The 20,041-nt window shown below is 70.8% G+C and carries 24 protein-coding genes; 11 read left to right on the top strand and 13 right to left on the bottom strand.

Annotated elements, in window-relative coordinates; all coding sequences use genetic code 11:
- Window positions 1–36: 36 nt before the first annotated feature.
- Window positions 37–1,110: an alkene reductase gene (locus tag SM611_RS02515; protein ID WP_371947122.1), complete on the top strand. Its 1,074-nt coding sequence runs from the start codon at window positions 37–39 to the stop codon at window positions 1,108–1,110.
- Between the two features lie 86 nt (window positions 1,111–1,196).
- Here the strand turns inward: SM611_RS02515 and SM611_RS02510 are convergent, their stop codons facing one another.
- Window positions 1,197–1,697 (bottom strand): C40 family peptidase, encoded by a 501-nt coding sequence (locus SM611_RS02510; RefSeq protein WP_371947121.1) that lies wholly within the window; start codon window positions 1,695–1,697, stop codon window positions 1,197–1,199.
- A gap of 777 nt (window positions 1,698–2,474) precedes the next feature.
- Here SM611_RS02510 and SM611_RS02505 point away from each other — a divergent pair.
- From SM611_RS02505 to SM611_RS02490, 4 genes are all read left to right on the top strand, one after another.
- The gene (locus tag SM611_RS02505; protein ID WP_371947120.1) at window positions 2,475–3,869 is read left to right on the top strand and encodes a glycoside hydrolase family 1 protein; all 1,395 of its coding nucleotides are present in this window, start codon (window positions 2,475–2,477) and stop codon (window positions 3,867–3,869) included.
- Window positions 3,870–3,940: 71 nt separating this feature from the next.
- Window positions 3,941–4,561 carry a nucleotidyltransferase family protein gene (locus SM611_RS02500; RefSeq protein ID WP_371947119.1) on the top strand — a complete coding sequence of 207 codons (621 nt, stop codon included), beginning with the start codon at window positions 3,941–3,943 and terminating at the stop codon, window positions 4,559–4,561.
- A gap of 17 nt (window positions 4,562–4,578) precedes the next feature.
- The gene (locus tag SM611_RS02495; protein WP_371947118.1) at window positions 4,579–4,824 is read left to right on the top strand and encodes a BON domain-containing protein; all 246 of its coding nucleotides are present in this window, start codon (window positions 4,579–4,581) and stop codon (window positions 4,822–4,824) included.
- Window positions 4,821–5,585: a metallophosphoesterase family protein gene (locus SM611_RS02490; protein WP_371947117.1), complete on the top strand. Its 765-nt coding sequence runs from the start codon at window positions 4,821–4,823 to the stop codon at window positions 5,583–5,585. Before SM611_RS02495 ends, SM611_RS02490 begins: the two co-directional genes overlap by 4 nt.
- 142 nt (window positions 5,586–5,727) lie before the next feature.
- On the opposite strand, the gene SM611_RS02485 is transcribed toward SM611_RS02490, so the two are convergent.
- Entirely contained in the window at window positions 5,728–6,576 is an 849-nt protein-coding gene (locus SM611_RS02485) for an SDR family oxidoreductase (RefSeq protein WP_371947116.1), read from the bottom strand.
- Between the two features lie 162 nt (window positions 6,577–6,738).
- Between SM611_RS02485 and SM611_RS02480 the strand changes: the two genes are divergently transcribed.
- The 3 genes from SM611_RS02480 to SM611_RS02470 all read left to right on the top strand — a co-directional run bounded on the left by SM611_RS02480 (window position 6,739) and on the right by SM611_RS02470 (window position 9,533).
- Entirely contained in the window at window positions 6,739–7,512 is a 774-nt protein-coding gene (locus SM611_RS02480; protein ID WP_371947115.1) for an SDR family NAD(P)-dependent oxidoreductase, read from the top strand.
- An 8-nt stretch (window positions 7,513–7,520) separates the two neighbouring features.
- Window positions 7,521–8,285 (top strand): crotonase/enoyl-CoA hydratase family protein, encoded by a 765-nt coding sequence (locus tag SM611_RS02475; protein WP_371947114.1) that lies wholly within the window; start codon window positions 7,521–7,523, stop codon window positions 8,283–8,285.
- Between the two features lie 171 nt (window positions 8,286–8,456).
- Window positions 8,457–9,533, top strand: coding sequence for a hypothetical protein (locus SM611_RS02470; protein ID WP_371947113.1), 1,077 nt, complete (start codon window positions 8,457–8,459; stop codon window positions 9,531–9,533).
- 81 nt (window positions 9,534–9,614) lie between these two features.
- Here the strand turns inward: SM611_RS02470 and SM611_RS02465 are convergent, their stop codons facing one another.
- The 5 genes from SM611_RS02465 to SM611_RS02445 all read right to left on the bottom strand — a co-directional run bounded on the left by SM611_RS02465 (window position 9,615) and on the right by SM611_RS02445 (window position 12,770).
- Window positions 9,615–10,406, bottom strand: coding sequence for an SAM-dependent methyltransferase (locus SM611_RS02465; RefSeq protein ID WP_371947112.1), 792 nt, complete (start codon window positions 10,404–10,406; stop codon window positions 9,615–9,617).
- A 122-nt stretch (window positions 10,407–10,528) separates the two neighbouring features.
- Window positions 10,529–10,996, bottom strand: a complete 468-nt coding sequence (locus SM611_RS02460) for a hypothetical protein (protein WP_371947111.1) — start codon at window positions 10,994–10,996, stop codon at window positions 10,529–10,531.
- On the bottom strand, window positions 10,993–11,700 hold the full coding sequence (locus SM611_RS02455) for a thioredoxin family protein (protein ID WP_371947110.1): 708 nt from the start codon (window positions 11,698–11,700) through the stop codon (window positions 10,993–10,995). The genes SM611_RS02460 and SM611_RS02455 overlap by 4 nt, the downstream gene beginning before the upstream one ends.
- A gap of 51 nt (window positions 11,701–11,751) precedes the next feature.
- The gene (locus SM611_RS02450; RefSeq protein WP_371947109.1) at window positions 11,752–11,943 is read right to left on the bottom strand and encodes a DUF397 domain-containing protein; all 192 of its coding nucleotides are present in this window, start codon (window positions 11,941–11,943) and stop codon (window positions 11,752–11,754) included.
- Window positions 11,940–12,770 carry a helix-turn-helix domain-containing protein gene (locus tag SM611_RS02445; RefSeq protein WP_371947108.1) on the bottom strand — a complete coding sequence of 277 codons (831 nt, stop codon included), beginning with the start codon at window positions 12,768–12,770 and terminating at the stop codon, window positions 11,940–11,942. The genes SM611_RS02450 and SM611_RS02445 overlap by 4 nt, the downstream gene beginning before the upstream one ends.
- Window positions 12,771–12,890: 120 nt before the next feature.
- On the opposite strand from SM611_RS02445, the gene SM611_RS02440 reads away from it, so the two are divergent.
- Together SM611_RS02440 and SM611_RS02435 are read left to right on the top strand one after the other, a co-directional pair.
- Window positions 12,891–13,322: an ATP-binding protein gene (locus SM611_RS02440; protein WP_371947406.1), complete on the top strand. Its 432-nt coding sequence runs from the start codon at window positions 12,891–12,893 to the stop codon at window positions 13,320–13,322.
- Window positions 13,319–13,675, top strand: coding sequence for a hypothetical protein (locus SM611_RS02435; protein WP_371947107.1), 357 nt, complete (start codon window positions 13,319–13,321; stop codon window positions 13,673–13,675). Before SM611_RS02440 ends, SM611_RS02435 begins: the two co-directional genes overlap by 4 nt.
- Before the next feature lies 1 nt (window position 13,676).
- On the opposite strand, the gene SM611_RS02430 is transcribed toward SM611_RS02435, so the two are convergent.
- A complete protein-coding gene (locus SM611_RS02430) occupies window positions 13,677–14,246 on the bottom strand; it encodes a Uma2 family endonuclease (protein WP_371947106.1) in 570 nt (189 codons plus the stop codon).
- A 232-nt stretch (window positions 14,247–14,478) separates the two neighbouring features.
- Window positions 14,479–14,904: an alternative ribosome rescue aminoacyl-tRNA hydrolase ArfB gene (gene arfB, locus SM611_RS02425; protein ID WP_371947105.1), complete on the bottom strand. Its 426-nt coding sequence runs from the start codon at window positions 14,902–14,904 to the stop codon at window positions 14,479–14,481.
- 89 nt (window positions 14,905–14,993) lie between these two features.
- Here arfB and SM611_RS02420 point away from each other — a divergent pair, with 89 nt between their 5' ends.
- A complete protein-coding gene (locus SM611_RS02420; protein WP_371947104.1) occupies window positions 14,994–15,830 on the top strand; it encodes an oxygenase MpaB family protein in 837 nt (278 codons plus the stop codon).
- Window positions 15,831–15,965: 135 nt separating this feature from the next.
- On the opposite strand, the gene SM611_RS02415 is transcribed toward SM611_RS02420, so the two are convergent.
- From SM611_RS02415 to def, 4 genes are all read right to left on the bottom strand, one after another.
- Entirely contained in the window at window positions 15,966–16,751 is a 786-nt protein-coding gene (locus SM611_RS02415) for a S1C family serine protease (RefSeq protein WP_371947103.1), read from the bottom strand.
- Window positions 16,752–17,137: 386 nt separating this feature from the next.
- A complete protein-coding gene (locus tag SM611_RS02410; protein ID WP_371947102.1) occupies window positions 17,138–18,682 on the bottom strand; it encodes a sensor histidine kinase in 1,545 nt (514 codons plus the stop codon).
- Window positions 18,682–19,413 carry a response regulator transcription factor gene (locus SM611_RS02405; protein ID WP_371947101.1) on the bottom strand — a complete coding sequence of 244 codons (732 nt, stop codon included), beginning with the start codon at window positions 19,411–19,413 and terminating at the stop codon, window positions 18,682–18,684. The genes SM611_RS02410 and SM611_RS02405 overlap by 1 nt, the downstream gene beginning before the upstream one ends.
- 95 nt (window positions 19,414–19,508) lie before the next feature.
- On the bottom strand, window positions 19,509–20,039 hold the full coding sequence (gene def / locus SM611_RS02400) for a peptide deformylase (protein WP_371947100.1): 531 nt from the start codon (window positions 20,037–20,039) through the stop codon (window positions 19,509–19,511).
- Between the last annotated feature and the right edge of the window lie 2 nt (window positions 20,040–20,041).

Raw genomic sequence — 20,041 nt, 5'->3', positions numbered from 1 at the left:
CGTTCTTGACCAGCGACGACGCCCTAGGAGGACGCCATGAAGGAACTGTTCGAGCCCCTTTCGGCCGGGAAGCTGGAACTGCCCAACCGCCTCGTGATGGCGCCGATGACCCGCAGCAGGGCCGGCGCGGACGGCACCGTCACCGGCCTCACCGCGGAGTACTACCGGCAGCGCGCGGGCGCCGGGCTGATCATCACCGAGGGGACGCAGCCGAGCGTCCGGGGCCAGGGGTACGTCGACACGCCGGGCCTGCACTCCGAGGCGCAGGTGGCGGCGTGGCGCGCGGTGACCGGGGCCGTGCACGAGGAGGGCGGGCGGATCTTCGCGCAGCTGATGCACTCCGGGCGCGTCGGCCACCCCGTGCTGTACCCGGACGGGGGCCTGCCGCTCGGGCCGTCGCCGATCGCGTCCGGCGACCGGCTGTACACGCCGGACGGGATGCTCGACCACCCCGTCCCGCAGGAGATGACCACGGCCGACATCGCGCGGACCGTGGAGGACTTCGCCGTCGCCGCGCGCAACGCGGTCGCGGCCGGTTTCGACGGGGTGGAGCTGCACGGCGCGAACGGCTACCTGATCCAGCAGTTCCTCGCCGACGGCAGCAACGTGCGGACCGACGCCTACGGCGGGACGGTCGCGAACCGCATCAGGTTCGCCGTGGAGGCCGTGCAGGCGGCGGCGGACGCGATCGGGCCGGAACGCGTCGCCCTCCGCGTCTCGCCAGGCGGCACGTCGAGCGGCGTCAGCGAGAGCGACACGCCGGAGCTGTACTCCGCGCTGATCGCGGCGCTCGCCCCGCTGGACCTCGCCTACCTGCACGTCATGGAGGAGCTGAACCGGGAGATGACCCGCCGCATCCGGGCCGCGTGGCCGGGGACGCTGATCCTGAACCCGCACCCGACCGCGGACTCCTTCCCCGCGACGCCCGAGCTCGGCGCGCAGGCGCTGCGGGACGGAGTGGCCGACGCGATCGCGCTGGGCGAGCTGTGGCTGGCCAACCCCGACCTGCCCGCCCGCGTCAAGGCGGGCGGCCCCTACAACGAGGCCGACCGCGCGACGTTCTACGGCGGCGACCACCGCGGCTACACCGACTACCCGCCCCTCCCGTGACCCGGACGCCCGCTCCGTCCCGCGCGGACGTGGGCCCGCACGGGACGGGGGAGCCGTGCGGGCCCACGGGTCGTGTTCGCGCGGGGTCAGAGGCCGGGGCGGACGCCGCCGCTGAAGTTGCGCTTGTAGTACTTGGTCAACTTGATCTTCTTGACGCGCTTGCCGGAGCTGGGCGCGTGGATCATGTAGCCGTGGCCGGCGTAGACGCCCATGTGGGTGCGTCCGCCGTAGAAGAAGAGGAGGTCGCCCTTGACGGCGCCCTTCCAGGAGACCTTCTTCTTGACGGCCCGGTAGATCTGCTGGCTGGTGCGGGGGAGCTTCACCCCGGCCTTGCGCCAGGCGCCGCCGGCGAGGCCGGAGCAGTCCCACGAGCCGGGACCGGTGCCGCCGTAGCGGTACGGGTCGCCGATCTGCTTCGCCGCGTACTTCACCGCGTAGGCGGCGCGCTTCTTCTGCTCGGCGGCCCGGGACTGCGTGGCGGAGACCTTCGCCGCCGTCACGACGGCGGCCTGCCGCGGTGGCGCCGCCGCCTCGGCCGAGCCCGCCGCGAGGACGGACGCGCCGAGCGCCGCGGTCGTGGTGAGCACGAGGCCACCGGTGGTGATTCCAGCCTTCAGAGTGTTTCGGGGGGTATGCAGAATGACTCCAGATCTTGCGGGTGATGCCTACCGGGCAGCCGTCACCCGCGGTGGTCCGCACAGCGGGATCGGGATGCGGCGGCCATTCCGCGACGCCATTCGACGGGGTGCCGGGGAAATCGTGGCCGCTTTCCGGTTCCGTGCCTATCGGCGGCACGGATTCGGCTTCCGACGGCGGCATTCGAGCGGGGTCCGCGGGGGGACGGCCGTGGGGCCGCGCCCGGCCGGTCGTTGACGGCCGTGCGCGCCGCCGCCGCGCGTCGGGGTGCGTGTTCTGTTTTCTGAGCGGCTTCTGTGCCGCATGAACCGGGCAGGAACGTATGCAGACTCGGGTGACCATGGCAAATCCATCCGTTCGTTCCGGGAGCGGCGGACGCCGATGAGCCGACGTTCGCCCCTCGCTTGGCCTGCGCTTATTCCGGGCAGCTCGAAGAAAGTGTGAACTGGGTCACGAATTGCCGAAAGAAGATCGATTCCATGGTGGCGCGCCCCGGGCCGGACGGGAGCCGGAACCGCGTTCTGTGGAAAACTCGGCCGCCGCGAGCGCGCGCTTGTGGCGTGTATCACGTATCGATAAATGTGGGCTATGTCTCGAATCGTCCGTGTGTGTTACGGGTCAGCGGACGAGAAAGATCGCCGGATCCGGCCAGGTCGAGGGGTTGACTGGCCGGGTCCGGCCGCCTGTAGTCCGAGGGACAGGCAGGTTCCGCTCCCGGAGGGAGATCCGTGTCCGGCTGGCCAGGCAGACCCCGCAGACCAAGGCCCGTCCGCGTCCCCCGACTCGTCCGCTCCCTGGCGGTCCGGCTGCTGTCGGTCGCCGTCCTCATCGCCGGGCTGCTGGCCGCGCCGTCGGCGTACGCCGCGAGCGGGCCCGCCACACTCCAGTTCCCGCCGGGCTTCCTGTGGGGCGTGTCCACGTCCGGCTTCCAGAGCGAGGGGTACTTCCCCGACAGCAACTGGACGAGGTACGCCGACCGCAGGGCGAACGGCGTCACCGACCCGTACGGCAACTCAGTCGACTTCCGGCACCGCTACCCGTCCGACCTCAAGCTCGCCAAGGGGCTCGGGGTGAACGTCTTCCGGACGTCCATCGAGTGGGCCCGCGTCGAGCCCCGCAAGGGTTACCGCGACCCGAAGGCGCTCGCCTACTACGACGACCTCATCCGCCGCATCAAGGCGAACGGGATGCGGCCCATGCTCACGCTCGACCACTGGGTGTACCCGGGATGGGTCGCCGACCAGGGCGCCTGGGACAACCCCCGCACGCAGGACGACTGGCTCCGCAACGCCCGGTTCGTCGTCGACCGCTACAAGGACCAGGGCGTCATCTGGATCACGTTCAACGAGGCCAGCGCCTACATCTACAAGGAGCTCACCACCCGTCCGATGGATCTCGGGCAGATGCTGGAGATGCGCGACGCCCTCCTCAAGACGCACCGCGCCGCCTACGACATGATCCACAAGGTCGACCCGGGCGCCCCCGTGTCGAGCAACGTCGCCTACGGGACGGCCATCAACGGCATCTTCGACGCGGCCCTGTTCAACGACGCCGCCGACAAGCTCGACTTCATCGGCATCGACTACTACTACGGCGCCAACCTGCAGAACTTCACCGCGGTGTACGCGATCACCGGGGAGTTCTGGAAGATCGACCCCGAGCCGGAGGGGCTGTACTACGTCCTGAAGAACTACCAGCGGCGCCTACCGCACCTGCCCGTCTACGTCGTCGAGAGCGGTATGCCGACCGACGACGGCAAGCCGCGCAAGGACGGCTATACGCGTTCGGACCATCTCCGCGACCACATCTACTGGATCCAGCGCGCGATGGCCGACGGCGTGAAGATGATGGGCTACAACTACTGGAGCCTCACCGACAACTACGAGTGGGGCAGTTACCGGCCGCGGTTCGGCCTCTACACGGTCGACGCGCTGACGGACCCGACGCTCGAACGGCGTCCGACCGACGCCGTCCCCACGTATCGATCGATCATCGCGAACCGGGGCGTGCGGTCCGGGTACGTGCCGGTGCGCAAGCCGGGCTGGTGCTCGATCGAGGACCCCGTCGCCACCTGTCTCGGGACGACTCCGACACCGCCCGCCGCCTACCGCGCCCCCGCGTGAGGGAATGACCCGCGCGTCCCCGGGTACCGCCACCGCGACCGCAATCGGCCAGGGGAAACGCGTGGGGGGACGTGCAGACGGAGCCGAGGATCGCGACGCGCGGGTCCGGCACCACTGGAGCGGGGCCGGGCTCGGGCGGCGTCGCCGACGGCCTCCTGAACGCCCTGAAGCGCGCCGCCGCCGCGTTCCGCGACGCCGGCATCGGGTACGCGCTCGCGGGCGGTTTCGCGGCGTACGCGCATGGCGCGGCCGTGTCCACGCACGATGTCGACTTCGTGGTGCGTGTGGGCGATCTCCAGGCCGCCCTGGACGCGCTCCGCGCGGCCGGCATGACGCATCTGGAGAGCCCGGAGAACTGGCTGGAGAAGGCGTACGACGGCGAGCACGTCATCGACCTGATCCACACCCCGTCCGGCCGTCCGGTGGACGCGGAGCTGCTGGGCCGCGCCGAGGAGATGACGGTCGGGGCGGTGCTCATGCCGGTCCTGCCCGCCACCGACCTGATGGTCATGCGGCTGCTGGCGTTCACCGAGACCGCCTGCGACTTCAGCGGGTTCCTGCACGTCGGCCGGGCGCTGCGAGAGCAGGTGGACTGGCGGCGGGTGGCGGCGGAGACCGCCGGGTCCCCGTACGCGTACGCCTTCCTGGCGCTGCTGGCCCGGCTGGACGTGATCGAGGGGAACGTGCTGTGACCGAAAGGGGGCGGGCCATGACCGACATGTCCGGGTATCTGGCCGCGCACATCCAGGAGCGGCTCGCGGCCGACGCCTACGAGCTCGGCATCCGGGTGGACGTCCGCGGCGACGTCGTCCACCTGCGCGGCGAGGTCGTGAGCGAGGAGCGGAGCCGGGCCGTCGAGGAGGCCGCCCGCGTCGCCGCCGAGGGCCGCGAGATCTGCAACGAGCTGCACGTCGTCGCGGTGCCCGAACCGGACGGAGAGGAGCGCATCTCATGATCCGTGTCGCGGCGGCGGGGGACCTGCACGTCGGGCCGGAGGCGGCGGCCGGGACGTACCGGGCCCGGCTGGCGGCGCTCGCCGACCAGGCGGACGTGCTGCTGGTGGCCGGCGACCTGACCCGGCACGGGACGGTCGAGGAGGGCCTGGCCGCGGCCGGCGAGCTGCGCGACCTGGGGCTCCCGGTGGTCGCCGTGCTCGGCAACCACGACTACCACTCCGACGCCGAGGACGAGATCGGGGGCGTGCTGCGGGAGGCCGGCGTGACCGTCCTCGAAGGCGACGCGACGGTCCTCGACTGCGCCGGGACGAGCCTCGGCGTCGCGGGCGGCAAGGGGTTCGGCGGCGGGTTCGAGGGCCGCTGCGCCAGCGACTTCGGCGAGCCCGAGATGAAGGCGTTCATCCGGCACACCAGGGACTTCTCCGGACGGCTCCACGCGTCCCTCATGGACCTGGACACCGACGTCAGGATCGCCCTCACGCACTACTCGCCGTGCGCCGACACGCTCGAAGGGGAGCCGCCGGAGATCTACCCGTTCCTCGGCAGCTACCTGCTGGGGGAGGCGATCGACTCGGCCGGCGCCGACCTCGCGATCCACGGCCACGCGCACAAGGGGACGGAGAAGGGCCTCACGTCCGGCGGGGTGCGGGTCAGGAACGTGGCGCTGCCGGTGATCCAGCACGCCTACGCCGTGTACCGCCTGGAGGCGCAGGAAAGCGCGGACGGCCGGCGCGACCGGGAACGGGTGTCGGCCTGGTGACGTTCGCCAGGGGGGCCGATCGCGTTCGGCTCCGAGGATGGGCCGGTGGACGATCGAGAGATCGCGAGGAGGGGAGTGATCTCCCGGTCGTCCCACCACCGCCCGTAGCCCGGCTCTCCGGTGTCGCTGCGTTGCGGCTCCATCAGCCCGGATGTATCTCCCCACCGGCGGGTACCAGCGTCTGCCCGGTGTAGTACGACGACTGGCGGTTGGACGCGAAGAACACATAGGACGGCGCGATCTCGTCGGGATCGGCGGCACGTCCCATGGGCGCGTTCTTGCCGAAGCCCTCCACGCGCTCCTCGTCGAACGTCGCGGGGATCAGCGGCGTCCACACCGGCCCCGGCGCGACGCAGTTGACGCGGATCTCGCGCTCCATGAGGTTCTGGGCGAGGCTCGCCGTGAGCGACATCACGGCGCCCTTGCTGGCGGAGTAGTCGATGAGCGACTTGTTGCCGCGCAGCCCGTTGATGGACCCCGTGACGACGATGGACGACCCCGGCCCCATGTGGTCGAGGGCCTCCTGGATCGTCCAGAACACCGAGAACACGTTCACCTCGAACGTCCGGCGGAGCTGCCCGTCGTCGATCTCCCGGACGTCCTTCACCGGAGTCTGCGTGCCGTGGTGCAGGACGAGCACGTCCATCCCGCCCAGTTGGCGGACGGTGTGCTCGACGACCTCGCGGCAGTGCCGCGCCTCGGCCATGTCGCCGCCGAGGGTGACGCAGCGGCGGCCCTCGGCCTCGACGAGGCTCGCGGTGTGCCGGGCGTCGTCGTCCTCCTCCAGGTAGGTGATCGCGACGTCCGCGCCCTCCTTGGCGAACGCCACGGCGACGGCGCGGCCGATGCCGGAGTCGCCGCCGGTGATCAGGGCGCGGCGGCCGTGCAGCAGGTCGCCGCCGGTGTAGTCGCGCATCTCGTCGCGCGGTTCGGGTGCCATCTCCGCCGTCCGACCGGGGTAGGACTGGCTCTGGGGCGGGCGCTCGTTCATGTTCGGCGGGTGCCCGTAGCTGCGGGAAGCAAACGCTGCCCCTATTGTAACTGGTGAGTAATAACGCGCTCCGCGCTCCGCCGGGGTGTGAGCGGAGCGCGTGACGACGTCTGGATAGCATCACCCCGAACCACATTCGGTCCCTCACGTAAGGTGTCGCTTATGGACCTGAACGGAGTTTCCGCCGTCGTATCCGGTGGCGCGAGCGGCCTCGGTGAGGCCACCGTCCGCGCGCTGGCCGCCGCAGGCGCCAAGGTGGTCGTCGCCGACCTGAACGAGGACAAGGGCAAGGCCCTCGCCGACGAGGTCGGCGGCGTCTTCGTCAAGACCGACGTGTCCAGCGAGGAGCAGGTGCAGGCCGCCGTCCAGGCCGCCGTCGACACCGGCGCCCCGCTGCGCGTCATCGTCAACAGCGCCGGGATCGGCTGGGCGTCGCGGACCGTGAACCGCGACGGCAGCCCGCACGACCTGGCCTCCTTCGAGACCGTCATCCGGATCAACCTCGTCGGCACCTTCAACCTGATGCGGATCGGCGCCTCGGCCATCTCCAAGACCGAGCCCGCCGACGCCGACGGCGCCCGCGGCGTTGTGATCAACACCGCGTCCGTCGCCGCGCTGGAGGGCCAGACCGGGCAGATCGCCTACTCCGCGTCCAAGGGCGGCATCGTCGGCATGACGCTGCCGGCGGCGCGCGACCTCGCCGCGATCGGCGTCCGCGTCAACACCATCTGCCCGGGGATCATCGACACCCCGATCTACGGCTCGGGCGAGCAGGCGGAGGCGTTCAAGGCCAAGCTCGCCGCGCCCGTCCCGTTCCCGAAGCGGATGGGCACGGCGGCGGAGTTCGCGCACCTCGTCAAGTCCCTGATCGAGAACGACTACATGAACGGCGAGACCATCCGCTTCGACGGCGGTATCCGCTTCCAGCCGAAGTGAGGCCCTGAATGTCCGACGCTGTTCTGACGGAAGAAGACGGCGCCGTCCTCATCATCACCATCAACCGTCCCGAGGCCCGCAACGCGGTCAACGGCGAGGTGGCGCGGGGGATCGCGGCGGCCATCGAGGAGCTCGACTCCCGCAAGGACCTCTCCATCGGCGTGCTGACCGGCGCCGGCGGCACGTTCTGCTCCGGCATGGACCTCAAGGGCTTCCTCACGGGTGACAACCCGATCGTCGAGGGGCGCGGGTTCGCCGGTATCGTCGAGCGCCCGGCGGCCAAGCCGCTGATCGCCGCGATCGAGGGCTACGCGCTCGCCGGCGGCTGCGAGGTGGCGCTGTCCTGCGACATGATCGTCGCGGCCCGGGACGCCCAGTTCGGGCTGCCCGAGCCGAAGCGCGGCCTGGTCGCCGCGGGCGGCGGCCTGCTCCGCCTCCCGCAGCGCATCCCGTTCCACATCGCCATGGAGATCGCCCTCACCGGCGACAAGTACCCGGCGGAGCGGATGGCCGAGCTCGGGTTCGTCAACCGGCTCACCGAGCCCGGCGGCGCGCTCGCCGCGGCCAAGGAGCTGGCCCTGAAGGTCGCCGAGAACGCCCCGCTGGCGCTCGCGGCGACCAAGAAGGTCATCGTCGAGTCCGCGGACTGGACGGACGACGTGGCGTGGAAGAAGCAGCAGGAGATCACGCTGCCGGTCTTCACGTCCAAGGACGCCCAGGAGGGCCCGGCGGCCTTCGCCGAGAAGCGCAAGCCGAACTGGAAGGGCGAGTAGCCCGACCGTCGCGAGACGCCCGGAACCGGTTGGTTCCGGGCGTCTTGACGTCTGTGACTGATGTGCCTGATGCGTCCTGATCTGGTCGGGTCAGGGGTTCCTCTTACCGTGCGGTAAGTAATGCCGTACTCTTTTGCGCACGCTTGCCTGTGATCTTGGGAGTGGGAGCATATGAGACGCAACGCGGCGCTGGTGGTCGCCACCGTCCTGGCCTGTGGCGCCGGGACGGTCGCGGTGGCCGCACCGGCGAACGCCGCCGGCTGGAAGAACATCTCCAGCGGGGCGCTGAGCTACGACGGCAGCCTCGACCGGGTCGACTTCGGCGCCAAGAACGCCGGCTGGGCCGTCGGCGCCGCCGGCTCCTTCTTCAGCCCGCAGGCCAAGATCGTCCGCTGGACGGGCTCCGCGTGGGCCGCCGACGCGAGCCCGGTCGGCTTCACCCCGACCGACGTGGCCGTCTCCAGCGCGTCCAAGGCCTGGATCATCGGCTACAACCTGGGCGGCACCCTCGGCCTCTACTGGAACGGCACCAAGTGGAGCCAGGTCGCCTACCCGATGGTGGGCTTCCCGACCGCCGTGTCCGCCGCCCCCGACGGCACCGCCTACTCCGTCGCCGGGGTCGACGCCGCCGCCGGCGGACCGTCCGCCATCCTGCGCTGGACGGGCAGCGCCTGGGTCGACCCCAAGGTCCCGCTGCCGGCGTCCTCGTCCATCACCGCGGTGGACGTCCGCTCCGCGAACGACGTGTGGCTCGCCGGCACCACGTCCGCCAGCGGCACGTCCGTCACCGGGCTGGTGATGCACTTCAACGGCACGTCCTGGAAGAAGATCGACGTCCCCGGCTCCCTGGGCGTCCCCGGCTACCAGGGCACCCTGCACCGCATCGTCGCCAACTCGCCGACGAACGTCTACGTGCTGCGCGTCCGCCAGAACGCCCAGATCACCAACGCGATCCAGCGCTACGACGGCACCTCCTGGAAGACGATCAACACCCCGCTGAACGCGGCCGGCATCGGCCTGTCGTCGGACGGCCAGGGCGGCGTGGTCATGCTCCCGATCACGACCGGCACGAAGAGCCAGTACATGCACTACAACGGCTCGTCCTGGACGACCCTGAACGGCCCCGCCCGCACCGGCACCGTCCAGGCGTCCGACGCCGACGCCCGCCCCGGCACGACCGCCATCGTGAGCACCGGCACCGCGTCCGAGCCCAGCAAGAGGGTCCCCTTCATCGAGTACTTCAGCTGACCCGGACCCCACGGACGCCCGTCCCGCCGCACCGGCGGGGCGGGCGTCCGCGTTCGACCGCCTACCGCGCCGGGACCCGCCTCACGGCTTGCGGGCCACGCCGCACAGGCCGGGCACCTTCTGCTCGTGCCACGGCGACGGCTCCGGCCGCCACTCGGTGAACGTCACCAGGCCCGGCGGGACGGGCTCCAGCCCCTCGAAGAACGCCGCGATCCGCTCGGGCGACCTCAGGTTGTAGGGGATCGCGCCGGACTCGTTGTACTGGCGGTGCGCCTCCACCGAGGCGGCGTCGGTGTCCGTCCCGTCCGACAGCGAGAGGTAGCTGCCGGACGGCAGCGCGTCCAGCAGGGTGCCGATGATGGCGCGCGCCTGCCCGTCGTCCGCCACGTGCCCTACGATCCCGTTGAGGATCAGCGCCACCGGACGCTCGAAGTCGAGGTGCCCGCGCGCCAGCGCGAGGATCGAGCCGGGGTCGTACAGGTCGGCCTCGACGTAGCGGGTCGCGCCCTCCTCGGTGGACGTGAGCAAGGCGTGCGCGTGCGCCAGCACCAGCGGGTCGTTGTCGACATAGACGATCCTCGCGTCGGGGGCGGCGCGCTGCGCGACCTCGTGGGTGTTGTCCACCGTCGGCAGCCCGGTGCCGACGTCGAGGAACTGGCGCACACCGGCCTCCGCCGCCAGGTAGCGGACGGCCCGTCCGAGGAACATCCGGGACGTCCGCGCCGCGAGCACGATGCCCGGGAACACCTCCGCGACCTGCGCGCCGACCTCCCGGTCGACCGCGTAATTGTCCTTGCCGCCCAGCCAGTAATTCCAGATCCGCGCGGAATGCGGCACGCTCGTGTCGATCTCCGCCGGTACACCATTGGCCATGAAAACCACCCGTTTCAGGAGGAGAACCCCATCCTCCCGGCTCTCCACTCCTTCCCGGGCACTTTGGCCATGCCTGGCCCGCGACGCCCCCGGGTGGCCGACGCACCCGGAGGACGCCGCATTCAATCGAGCGTGACGCGGGTGACGTGGTCGATGACGGGCGGAAGGCACGTCCCGGCGCTGCACGCGCCATAGGAGACCACTACCTCGGCGGAATTCCCCGTCCTCTTCACCGGCAGGGACACCGCCACAGGACCGTCCGGATAGACCGGCAACTTCACCCCGAGGGACGGAAGGTCGAGCATCCGCACGGATTCATCGGCACTCGCCCGTCCCGCCGCCGCCAAGCCACCGCGCACACCGAGCCTGGTCGGAATGCCCAGCCCGTCGACGCCGCCCGCCGGCAGGTCGACGCTGTATACGTGAAACCCGGCCCGCTCCGGCCGGAAGACGGCCGTGACCTCCGATTCCGACACGCTGATCGAGACCTCGACGCCGCCCTCGGTGAAGCCGGCCGAGGCCGGCGGAGCGCTCTGCCGCCCGCACCCGCAGGCCAGCAGCAGAAGCCCTCCCAGTACCGCCCACCTCATCGCCAGCGCTTCAGGAAGGCGGCCACCTGCGCCGGTTTCATCGTGCGCGCGCTGGCGAACGACCCGTCGTTCGTCCTGGTCTTGACCTTGCCGCTGCTCGAAAGGACGACCAGCCCCGGAATCCCGCTTCTCTGCAGATCGAGGCCGTACTTGCGGGCGACGCCGAGATTGCGGTCGAACTGCCCGACGTCGATCGAGACGACGTGGTAGCCCGCGATGACCGGCCGGACCGTCTTGGTCCGGAAAGTGCGCCCCAGGACGACGCAGTCCGGGCACCAATCCGCGCCGAAGTCGAGCAGCACGGGCCGCCCATCGAGTTTCGCCTTCTTCAGTGCGGCGACGATATCGGCCTTGGGATTGCGCGTCGGGTCATAGCCGTCCGGCAGAGGCTCGCTGCTCGCGGACCTTGAGGGAGAAGGAGCAGTTGACGCCCCGTCCGCCGGGGTAGCGGCCGGTGTCGCCGACACGGGGGAACCAGCGTCACCGCAGCCCGCCAGGACGAACAAACCGCAGGCGAGCACGAGAAATGGCTTGACACGCATGGGGGGCGAACTCCTGTCGATCAAGGAACCGCCCAAGAATACCGATCCGACCACTCCGGTAGAACCCCGTTCACCCCGCCGCAAGAAGCCGGACCTGCTCGCCGGAGCAGACGGTGCGGGCATCAGCGCGAGTTCATCGCACAGCGCCTCGACCTTCGGCATGGACGTGGCGTAGCCCCGGCGGTTGTGGCCGGGGCTCGCGAGGGGGCGGGTTCAGAGGTCGAGTTCGTCCCGCTTGGCGCGGGCCAGGAGGGCGGCGAACGCTCGGGGGGTGAGGGTGAGGTGGGCGAGGCAGGGGTTCTTGCTGTCCCGGATCGCCACGCCGGAAGATAGGTTGGCGACTTCGACGCAATCGCCCTGCTCGGGACCGCTGTGGCTGGACTTCCGCCATGACGGACGGATCATCGCATCTCCTCCATAATCTTCCGGATCAGCTCGAAGGACGTGCCCTCGTCGAGTGCCTTCGCGCTGATCCGCTCGAACCGTATTCCGTACGTTCTCACGTCTGCTGGAGATGACACCAAACGTCCTGCTCCTGGTGATTCGGTGTAGGCAACCTCTCCGAAGTCGTCGCCGCTCATGAGCTTGAAGGAGCCGCCGAGGCCGGCGTGTGCCCCGGTCGCCCACGTCCTCGGAAGCGCCCTCAGTATGACGTTGTCCCGCTGCGCCTCTTCCAGAAGCCGGGTGAGTTGCCCGCACATGATTTCGGGAGAGCCGACTGGCCAGTCCAGTGCGTTCTGGGAGAGCAGGACGGTGAGATGCGGGGGAGCGTCCCGTAGGAGCAGGTCCTGTCGCTGGAGGCGGTCGGCGAGCACCTGGTCGGGATCCACCTCGATGCTTGAGCGCAGCAGTGCTTCGGCGTATTCAGGCGTCTGGAGCAGCCCTGGGATGACGTTCGCCTCGTAGATCCTCAGCATTGCCGATCGCTGCTCGATCTTGAGGTGCTGTGCAAACCACTGGGGGTCGTGGCCGATCGAGGCATACCACACGAGCAGGTAGAAGAGCCTGCCGGTGTTCCAGAGCTTGTCGAGCGCGATCGCCTGTTTCGCGTCCAGTCTTTGGACACCCGTTTCGATGCGGGACACCTGGGCCTTGCTGACGTTGATGACCCGCCCGAGCGCTTCCCCTGACATCCCCCGCTGCGTTCGCTGGAACCGCACGTAGTAGGCGGCGAAGTCCCACATGTTCGTCTGCGGCTTCGGTAGTTCGTCAGGTGATCGTTTCCGGCCCATTGCCACCTCCTTTGTCTCCTGATGTCTCTAGGGCGCAGCGTATGCACGACACAGGGCAAACCTTGAGGCAGCGTGTGACCTCGTTCACAGGAAACACAAAAAGGCGAGGTCGCCGTGTTGATGGAGGATGAAACGGGCGTGTCCCGGCAATTTGCTGCTTCTTCGGTCGTTGCCGGATTGGCTCGGGATCTGGTTGCGGGGGCGCTGCGCGGATGGGGGCTGTCATTCCTCGTCTCGGACGCGGTGCTGGTCGTGGGGGAACTCATGGCGAATGCGGTGGAGGTGTCCCGGGCGGCGGACGTGATCAAGGTGCATGTCGGGTGCGGGCCCGGCGAAATCGTCCTGGCGGTGTGGGACGGGTGCGCCGCCCGGCCCGTCCCGCGCCGGGTCGAGCTGTCGCTGGAGACGCTCGACCTGTGCCCGGAGCGCTTCGACGACAACGGCGGGTGGGGGCTCTCGATCGTGGAGAGTCTGGCCGCCCGGTGCTGGGTCGATCCGACGCCTCCGCGCGGCAAGTGGGTGTGCGCGGCGCTCAAGGCGGACGTCCGATGACGCTCTCGCGGCAGGCGGTCCAGCGGAGCGTCCTTCGGTGGCGGACGCGGCGGCGGCCCGAGGTGGCGGTGCGGTACCTGGAGGCGCTCGCGGCCGACCTCCAGGTGGACGGGTGGCGGCTCGTCCGGCTCTACCGGCCGGAGGAGTTCCCGATTCCGGTGCCGCTGCTATGGGTGTACGTGCGCGATGTAGGGCTCGCGGTGAGTGTGCTGGCCATCCCCGGCGGAGCGTGGGGCTACCACGAGGCTCAGCGTGGACGGGCCGCATTCCTCTCGGAGTGCGGGGACGCCGGGGCGGCGGCCGAGGCGGTCGCCCGCGTCCTCAAGCGCCGCATGTTCCCGGGAACCTGGTAGGTCAGTCGTCGCCTTCGTAGGGCAGGAAGGCGTCAGAGTCGATGGTGTATCCGCCGGCGGCGATCTGGTCACCGAACATGTAGTCGTGCCGCGTGCGGTAGCGGGCGCCTTCCGGTCCCGAGCCGGGATCGCTGAGCACCGTCACCGTCGATTTGCGCGGGTCGATGATGACGTACGTCGGGATTCCCATGGCGGGGTAGTCGACCGTCTTGCGCTCATAGTCGTTCTCGGGGTTGGGCGCAGAGACGACCTCGGCGACCAGTTCGACGTCATCGGGCCGGAGGTAGGCCCGACCGGGGCGCTCTAGCGCAGCCAGGGGGATCACCACCAGATCGGGCCTCCGCAACCTGCCCGTAGCCGGATCATCGATTTCGGGCGTACCGGCATGGGCCATCAGGCCCGGACTGAGCTGACGCTCCAACTGCCACCGCAGATGTGCGATCGCCAACTCGTGCCGGTTGACCGGGCTCATCATGACGTGCACGCCTTGGTCGTCCAGTTCCACGCCGTACGCGTCCAGGCGCTCCATGATGGCGATCGCCGTGGGGCGCAGCCGGTCATATGCCCTCATGCTCCGTCCTCGACAGTCAGTTGGTATCGAGGAGCCGTGCTTCCACGACCTCGTCGACACAGTCTTCTGTTAACGATCCCTGTGGGGTTGAGCGCCAGCCTAGGCCATATGACACTCGCTCGTCCGATTGCTCGGTGACTGTGAGCCACTGCTCGGCAACACACCTCCGGGCCTGGCGACGAGGTCTCCAGAACCCGGATCATCGCTTCTTGGGGTGCGCTTCCGCGTGCGGTCAGTCCCAGCGGGACGAGCGTTGGCGTTTCACGGCGGAGCGGCGCTTCTTGTTCTCCAGGCGGCGCTCGTTGATGCCGCGGGGGACCTTCTTCGGGATGCGCTTCTTCGGGGGCGGGGCCGTGGCGTCGGCGAGGAGGGTCGCGAGGCGGGTGCGGGCGGCGTCGCGGTTGCGCTGCTGGGAGCGGTACTCCTCCGCGCGGATCGTGAGGACGCCGCGGACGAGGCGTCCGGCCAGGCGGTCGAGGGCGCGGGCGCGCAGGTGCTCGGGGAGGGACGGGGAGTTCGCGACGTCGAAGGAGAGTTCGGCGGCGGTGGCGCTGGTGTTGACGTGCTGCCCGCCCGGACCCGAGGAGCGGGAGAAGCGCCAGCTGAGCTCGGACTCCGGGATGGAGACCGAGCCGCGGACATGGATCTCGGCGGACATGCCCCCATTGTCGCAGGGGCGTGTGATCTCTGTCGTCTGGATTACCCTCCGGTAGCGTCAACTGCAAGTACTTACTTACACTGATCGCCATGACCGATGGCATCTTCAAGGACGGCGACCTGATCCGCGTCATCACGCAGGAGGGCGCGCTCATCGCGGCGGGCGGGGCGGCGTCGCTGCTGCAGACGGCGCATCCCAAGGTGGCGCAGGGCGTGTACGACCACAGCTACACCGCGGACGATCCGCTCCGCCGGCTGCGCAACACCATGGGGTGGCTCTACGTCGTCCAGTTCGGGACGCGGGACGAGGCCGAGACCGTCAGCGCGCTCGTCACGAAGGGGCACGAGGCCGTCACCGGCCCCGACTACGAGGCGAACGACCCCGAGCTGCAGGTGTGGGTGGCGGCGACGCTGTTCGCGGTGGCGACGCAGTTCTACCAGCTGCTCTTCCGCCGGACGTTCAGCGAGGCCGAGCTCGCGGAGTTCTACCAGCAGACCAAGATCTACGCGACGATCCTGGGGTGCCCGGAGGAGCGGATGCCGGCGACCTACCGCGAGTTCCGCGAGTACTACGCCGACATGCTCAACAGCCTGGAGATCAGCGACGCGTCGCGCGCGGTCGCGGAGCAGGTGCTGAACCCGAAGATGCCGGGCGGGGTGCTGAACGCGCCCGGAATGGCGCTGATGCGGCTGCTCACCGCCGGGCTGATGCCCGAGCCGATCCGCGTCCAGTACGGGTGGGAGTGGAGCAGGGGCCGGGAGCTGCGGTTCCGGATGCTGGGGGGCGTGCTGGCCGCGGTGTACCCGCGGCTGCCGCTGCGGGTCCGGACGCTGCCGAGGGAGTACTACCTGCGCTCGACGCGGAAGATGCTGTCGAAGGTGAAGCGCCGGCCGGCGATCAGCGTGCGCGGCAGAACGGCCGCGTGACCCCACAGGCGGGTCGCGCGGCCGTTCTCCCTTGCCGGTCCTCCCGCACCCGGCCCGGCCGGGAGGACCTTCTGCCCGGTTCCGCCGCCCGTCCGCCCGCTCCCCCCAGAGCCCTGGCCGGACGGCGATCCCGGGTCAGACCGAGGCGCCGGCGATGATCGTGTCGGCGGTCTTCTTGGCGGAGTCGATCGGGATCGCGAAGCCGACCCCGATGTTCCCGTCACTGCCGCCGGACGTGGCGATGGCGGTGTTGATGCCGATCACCTGGCCCGAGGCGTTCACCAGGGCGCCGCCGGAGTTCCCCGGGTTGATCGCGGCGTCCGTCTGGATGGCGTTCTTGATCACGGTCTGCCGCTGCTCGGACAGCCGCCCGCGCAGGCCGGGCGGCGGCTGCTCCTCGGAGTCGCCCTCCTGGATCCGGCGGCCGAGCGCGCTGACGATGCCGGACGTCACCGAGCCGTCCAGGCCGAGCGGGCTGCCCACGGCGAGGACCTCGTCGCCCACGGCGAGCCCGCCGCTGTCGCCGAGCGTCGCGGGCTTGAGGCCCGACACGCCCTGCGCCTTGAGCACGGCGATGTCGTCGCCCGTGTCGGCTCCGAGCACCTCCGCCGCCGCGGTCCTGCCGTCGCTGAACTTCACCGCGGTCTCCCGAGCCCCCGACACCACGTGCGCGTTGGTCAGGATCACCCCGTCCGAGCGGAGGATCACCCCCGACCCGCCGGCGGTGCCGGACGGCGTCCGTGCCTGGATCGACACCACACTCGGCTGGACGGCGGCCGCCACCTGCGCGGTCGTGCCGCCGGCCGAGGCCCCCGAGACCGCCGTCGGGCTCGCGTAGACGGTCTTCTCGTGCGTCAGCGCCAGCGTCGCCGCAGCGCCCGCGCCGCCCGCCCCGAGGGCCAGCGCCGTGGCGGCCCCCACCGCCGCGAGCCGCGCCCGCGCCGTGCCGAACGGACCCGGACGGACGGGCTGCCCGGGCGGCGGTGCGCCCTCCCAGGACCACTGCCCCCGCGCACCCTCGTACGCGGCCCCGTGCGGAGCTCCATGCGCGGCCCCCCGCGGGGCGAAGTCCGGTCTCTGCGATTCCCATGGCGGCCGCGGCCGGTCGGTGTTCATTCGGATCCCCCTGTCGCTCACTCACCGCCGAGAATGCGCCGCAGGACTGCAGGCCGCCTGGATCCAACCTGAAAGTGTGCTGAAAGCCGACATGGCAGAGAAAACCGCGACCGAAGGCGCCAAGTCGTTGATCTGCGGCGTGTTGTTGCTTCCGGCGCGCTCATACCAACAACACGCCGCAGGTCAACGCACTAGTCGTCCAAGGGGAGGACGACGCGGAACGTGGCGCCCTCGCCCGGGGTGGAGTCGGCCTCCACCACGCCGTCGTGGGCGGCGACGAGCGCGGCGACGATGGCGAGCCCGAGCCCGGCGCCGCCGTAGTCGCGGGAACGGGCGTCGTCCGCCCGGTAGAACCGCTCGAAGACGCGTTCGGCCTGCTCAGGGGAGAGGCCGGGGCCCTGGTCGGCGACCGCGGCGATCGCCGCGGGAGCGCCGCGCAGCGTGCCCGGCGCGAGCCGCACCTCGACCGGCGTGCCTTCGGGGGTGTGCGCGATCGCGTTGGCCAGCAGGTTCCCGAGCACCTGGCGCAGCCGCGGCTCGTCCCCCCGCACCTGGTACGCCAGCCCGCCCTCGACAGAGAGGTCTATCTTGCGGTCAGGTGCGAGAACCCTTGCCTCCTGGACAGAGTCGGCGGCGACGGCGAGCAGATCGACCGGGCGCCGCTCGATCGGACGCTGCCGGTCCAGCCGGGCGAGCAGCAGCAGGTCCTCGACGAGCAGCCCCATCCGGGACGCGGTCTCCTCGATCCGGCCGATCAGCCGGTCCAGCTCCGCCGGGCTGCGCGCCGCGCCCTGCCGGTAGAACTCGGCGAACCCGCGGATCGCGGTCAGCGGGGTGCGCAGTTCGTGGCTGGCGTCGGCGACGAAGCGCCGCATCCGCTCCTCCGACCGCAGCGCCGTCTCCTCCGAGCGCCGCGCCGCCGCCTCCGACTCGGCGCGCGCGCCGAACGCCGCCTCGATCTGCCCCAGCATCGTGTTCAGCGACCGGCCGAGCCGCCCCATCTCGGTCCGCGGATCGCCCTCCGGCACGCGGCGGGACAGGTCGCCGGCCGCGATCGCGCCCGCCGTCTCCTCCACGGCGGCGAGCGGGCGCAGGCTCGCCCGGACGACCCACACCCCGAGCACGATCAGGACCCCGAGCACCAGCAGCCCGACGATCGCGTCGATCACCACCAGCCGCTGGACGGTGCGGTCCACCTCGTCCAGGCTGAACGCGAGGACGATCATGCCGCCGGGGATCGGCTCGGCCAGGATCCGCCACTGCGAGCCGCCCGTCCCGCGCACCGTGAACGGGCGGTCGATGTGCTCGCTCAGATCCGCGGGGAGCCGCGGATGGCCGGTCTCGCTCCACGCCGGGTTCTGCCCCAGCGCCTGGCCGTCGTTCGTGCGGACCTGCCCGTACATCTCGCTCGGGATGCGGACCTCGATCTTCTCCTCGCCGCGCCGCAACTGCGGGATGACCTGCTCGATCGCCCGCCCCACCGAGCCGCGCAGCTGGTCGTCGGCCCGTCCGACCAGGTACTGGCGCAGCACCGACGCGCCCGCCGCGCTCATCACCGTCATCCCGAGCGTGACGAGGACGAGCATCCCGGCCAGCAGCTTGACGCGCAGCGACGCCCGCCCCCACACCCGCGACAGCGTGCCGTGCCGCGGCCGGGACGGCGCGCCGGCCGGGACGTCCTCCCGGGCCGGCACTCCCGGACGGGCCGGGACGGACGCCGGGGCGCGCGTGGCCATCAGCCCGATCTCGACGGCTCGCGCAGGACGTACCCCACACCGCGCAGCGTGTGGATGAGGCGCGGCTCGGCGTTGTCGACCTTGCGGCGCAGCGCCGACACGTACGACTCGACGATCCCCGCGTCGCCGCGGAAGTCGTAGTTCCACACGTGGTCGAGGATCTGCGCCTTCGACACGACCCGTCCCGCGTTGGCCATGAAGTAGCGCAGCAGCTTGAACTCGGTCGGCGACAGCTGGATGGCGCGCCCGCCGCGCCACACCTCGTGGCTGTCCTCGTCGAGCTCGACGTCCGCGAACACCAGCCGGGGCGGGGGCTCGCTCACGCCGCCGCGGAACCGGCGCAGCACCGCCCGGATGCGGGCGATGACCTCCTCCAGGCTGAACGGCTTGGTGACGTAGTCGTCGCCGCCGATCGTCAGCCCCTTGATCCGGTCCTGCACGCCGTCCCGCGCGGTGAGGAACAGCACGGGGGTGTGGTCGCCGCCGGAGCGCAGCCGCCGCGCGACGTCGAACCCGTCGATGTCGGGCAGCATCACGTCCAGGACGATCAGGTCCGGGCGGTGCCGCCGCGCCGACCGCACCGCGTCCGCCCCGTTGGTCGCCGTGACCACGTCGAACCCGGTGAAGCGCAGGCTGCCGGCGAGAAGCTCCAGGATGTTGGGCTCGTCCTCGACGACCAGGAGGGTCGCCTCCGCCGCCCTGCCGCCGCCGTTCGCCGTACGTTCAGACAATTTGCACAGTCCCCCTCCACATCATCGCAGAGGATGACAGCCGAACCTGAACGTCCCCTGAATGCCCGCGGAGGATCCGGCGAGTGCGGCCGGGGCTAGCGCTGGAGTGCGCGGATGGCACGCATGGCCTCGCGCCGGGCGTCCCCGGACAGGACGTCGATGTAGACGCCGCCCTCCAGGTGGCCGCACTCGTGCTGGAGGCAGCGCGCGAAGTACCCGGTGCCCTCCACGCGGACGGGCCGGCCCTTCATGTCGACGCCCTCGACGACGGCGTGCGCGTACCGCGGGGTCTCGAAGCGCAGGCCGGGGACCGACAGGCAGCCCTCCGACTCGACGAGCTGCTCGCCGTCGGCGGCCACCAGCACCGGGTTGGCGACGTGGCCGATGTGCCGGCGCCCCTCGTCGTCCTCGCAGTCGTAGACGAACAGCCGCAGGCCGACCCCGATCTGGTTCGCGGCCAGCCCGGCGCCGTCCTCGTCGTACATCGTGACGAACATGTCGTCGACGAGCCGCTCCAGGGAGGCGTCGAACGCCCGGACCGGGTCGCACTCGGTCCGCAGCACCGGATCGCCGAGCAGCCTGACCGGGCGGACCGTGCCGCCCCGCGCATGTCTCCGCTTCCTCACCC

Origin of the sequence: Actinomadura monticuli (assembly GCF_041463655.1) — a bacterium.
In the GTDB taxonomy this organism is placed as follows: Bacteria; Actinomycetota; Actinomycetes; order Streptosporangiales; family Streptosporangiaceae; genus Spirillospora; species Spirillospora monticuli.
The sequence above is the reverse complement of the archived record's forward strand: the minus strand, read 5'-3'. Positions and strand labels throughout refer to the sequence as shown.

What these genes read in the sequence shown, in the direction of transcription:
- SM611_RS02420 (WP_371947104.1), top strand. Translation starts at nt 14,994, where the DNA reads ATGACCGATGGCATCTTCAAGGACGGCGACCTGATCCGCGTCATCACG.
- SM611_RS02410 (WP_371947102.1), bottom strand. Translation starts at nt 18,682, where the DNA reads ATGGCCACGCGCGCCCCGGCGTCCGTCCCGGCCCGTCCGGGAGTGCCG.
- SM611_RS02440 (WP_371947406.1), top strand. Translation starts at nt 12,891, where the DNA reads ATGGAGGATGAAACGGGCGTGTCCCGGCAATTTGCTGCTTCTTCGGTC.
- SM611_RS02475 (WP_371947114.1), top strand. Translation starts at nt 7,521, where the DNA reads ATGTCCGACGCTGTTCTGACGGAAGAAGACGGCGCCGTCCTCATCATC.
- SM611_RS02450 (WP_371947109.1), bottom strand. Translation starts at nt 11,943, where the DNA reads ATGATCCGTCCGTCATGGCGGAAGTCCAGCCACAGCGGTCCCGAGCAG.
- SM611_RS02480 (WP_371947115.1), top strand. Translation starts at nt 6,739, where the DNA reads ATGGACCTGAACGGAGTTTCCGCCGTCGTATCCGGTGGCGCGAGCGGC.
- SM611_RS02430 (WP_371947106.1), bottom strand. Translation starts at nt 14,246, where the DNA reads ATGAGGGCATATGACCGGCTGCGCCCCACGGCGATCGCCATCATGGAG.
- SM611_RS02435 (WP_371947107.1), top strand. Translation starts at nt 13,319, where the DNA reads ATGACGCTCTCGCGGCAGGCGGTCCAGCGGAGCGTCCTTCGGTGGCGG.
- arfB (WP_371947105.1), bottom strand. Translation starts at nt 14,904, where the DNA reads ATGTCCGCCGAGATCCATGTCCGCGGCTCGGTCTCCATCCCGGAGTCC.
- SM611_RS02490 (WP_371947117.1), top strand. Translation starts at nt 4,821, where the DNA reads ATGATCCGTGTCGCGGCGGCGGGGGACCTGCACGTCGGGCCGGAGGCG.
- SM611_RS02445 (WP_371947108.1), bottom strand. Translation starts at nt 12,770, where the DNA reads ATGGGCCGGAAACGATCACCTGACGAACTACCGAAGCCGCAGACGAAC.
- SM611_RS02470 (WP_371947113.1), top strand. Translation starts at nt 8,457, where the DNA reads ATGAGACGCAACGCGGCGCTGGTGGTCGCCACCGTCCTGGCCTGTGGC.
- SM611_RS02460 (WP_371947111.1), bottom strand. Translation starts at nt 10,996, where the DNA reads ATGAGGTGGGCGGTACTGGGAGGGCTTCTGCTGCTGGCCTGCGGGTGC.
- SM611_RS02455 (WP_371947110.1), bottom strand. Translation starts at nt 11,700, where the DNA reads ATGCCGAAGGTCGAGGCGCTGTGCGATGAACTCGCGCTGATGCCCGCA.
- SM611_RS02465 (WP_371947112.1), bottom strand. Translation starts at nt 10,406, where the DNA reads ATGGCCAATGGTGTACCGGCGGAGATCGACACGAGCGTGCCGCATTCC.
- SM611_RS02515 (WP_371947122.1), top strand. Translation starts at nt 37, where the DNA reads ATGAAGGAACTGTTCGAGCCCCTTTCGGCCGGGAAGCTGGAACTGCCC.
- SM611_RS02485 (WP_371947116.1), bottom strand. Translation starts at nt 6,576, where the DNA reads ATGAACGAGCGCCCGCCCCAGAGCCAGTCCTACCCCGGTCGGACGGCG.
- SM611_RS02495 (WP_371947118.1), top strand. Translation starts at nt 4,579, where the DNA reads ATGACCGACATGTCCGGGTATCTGGCCGCGCACATCCAGGAGCGGCTC.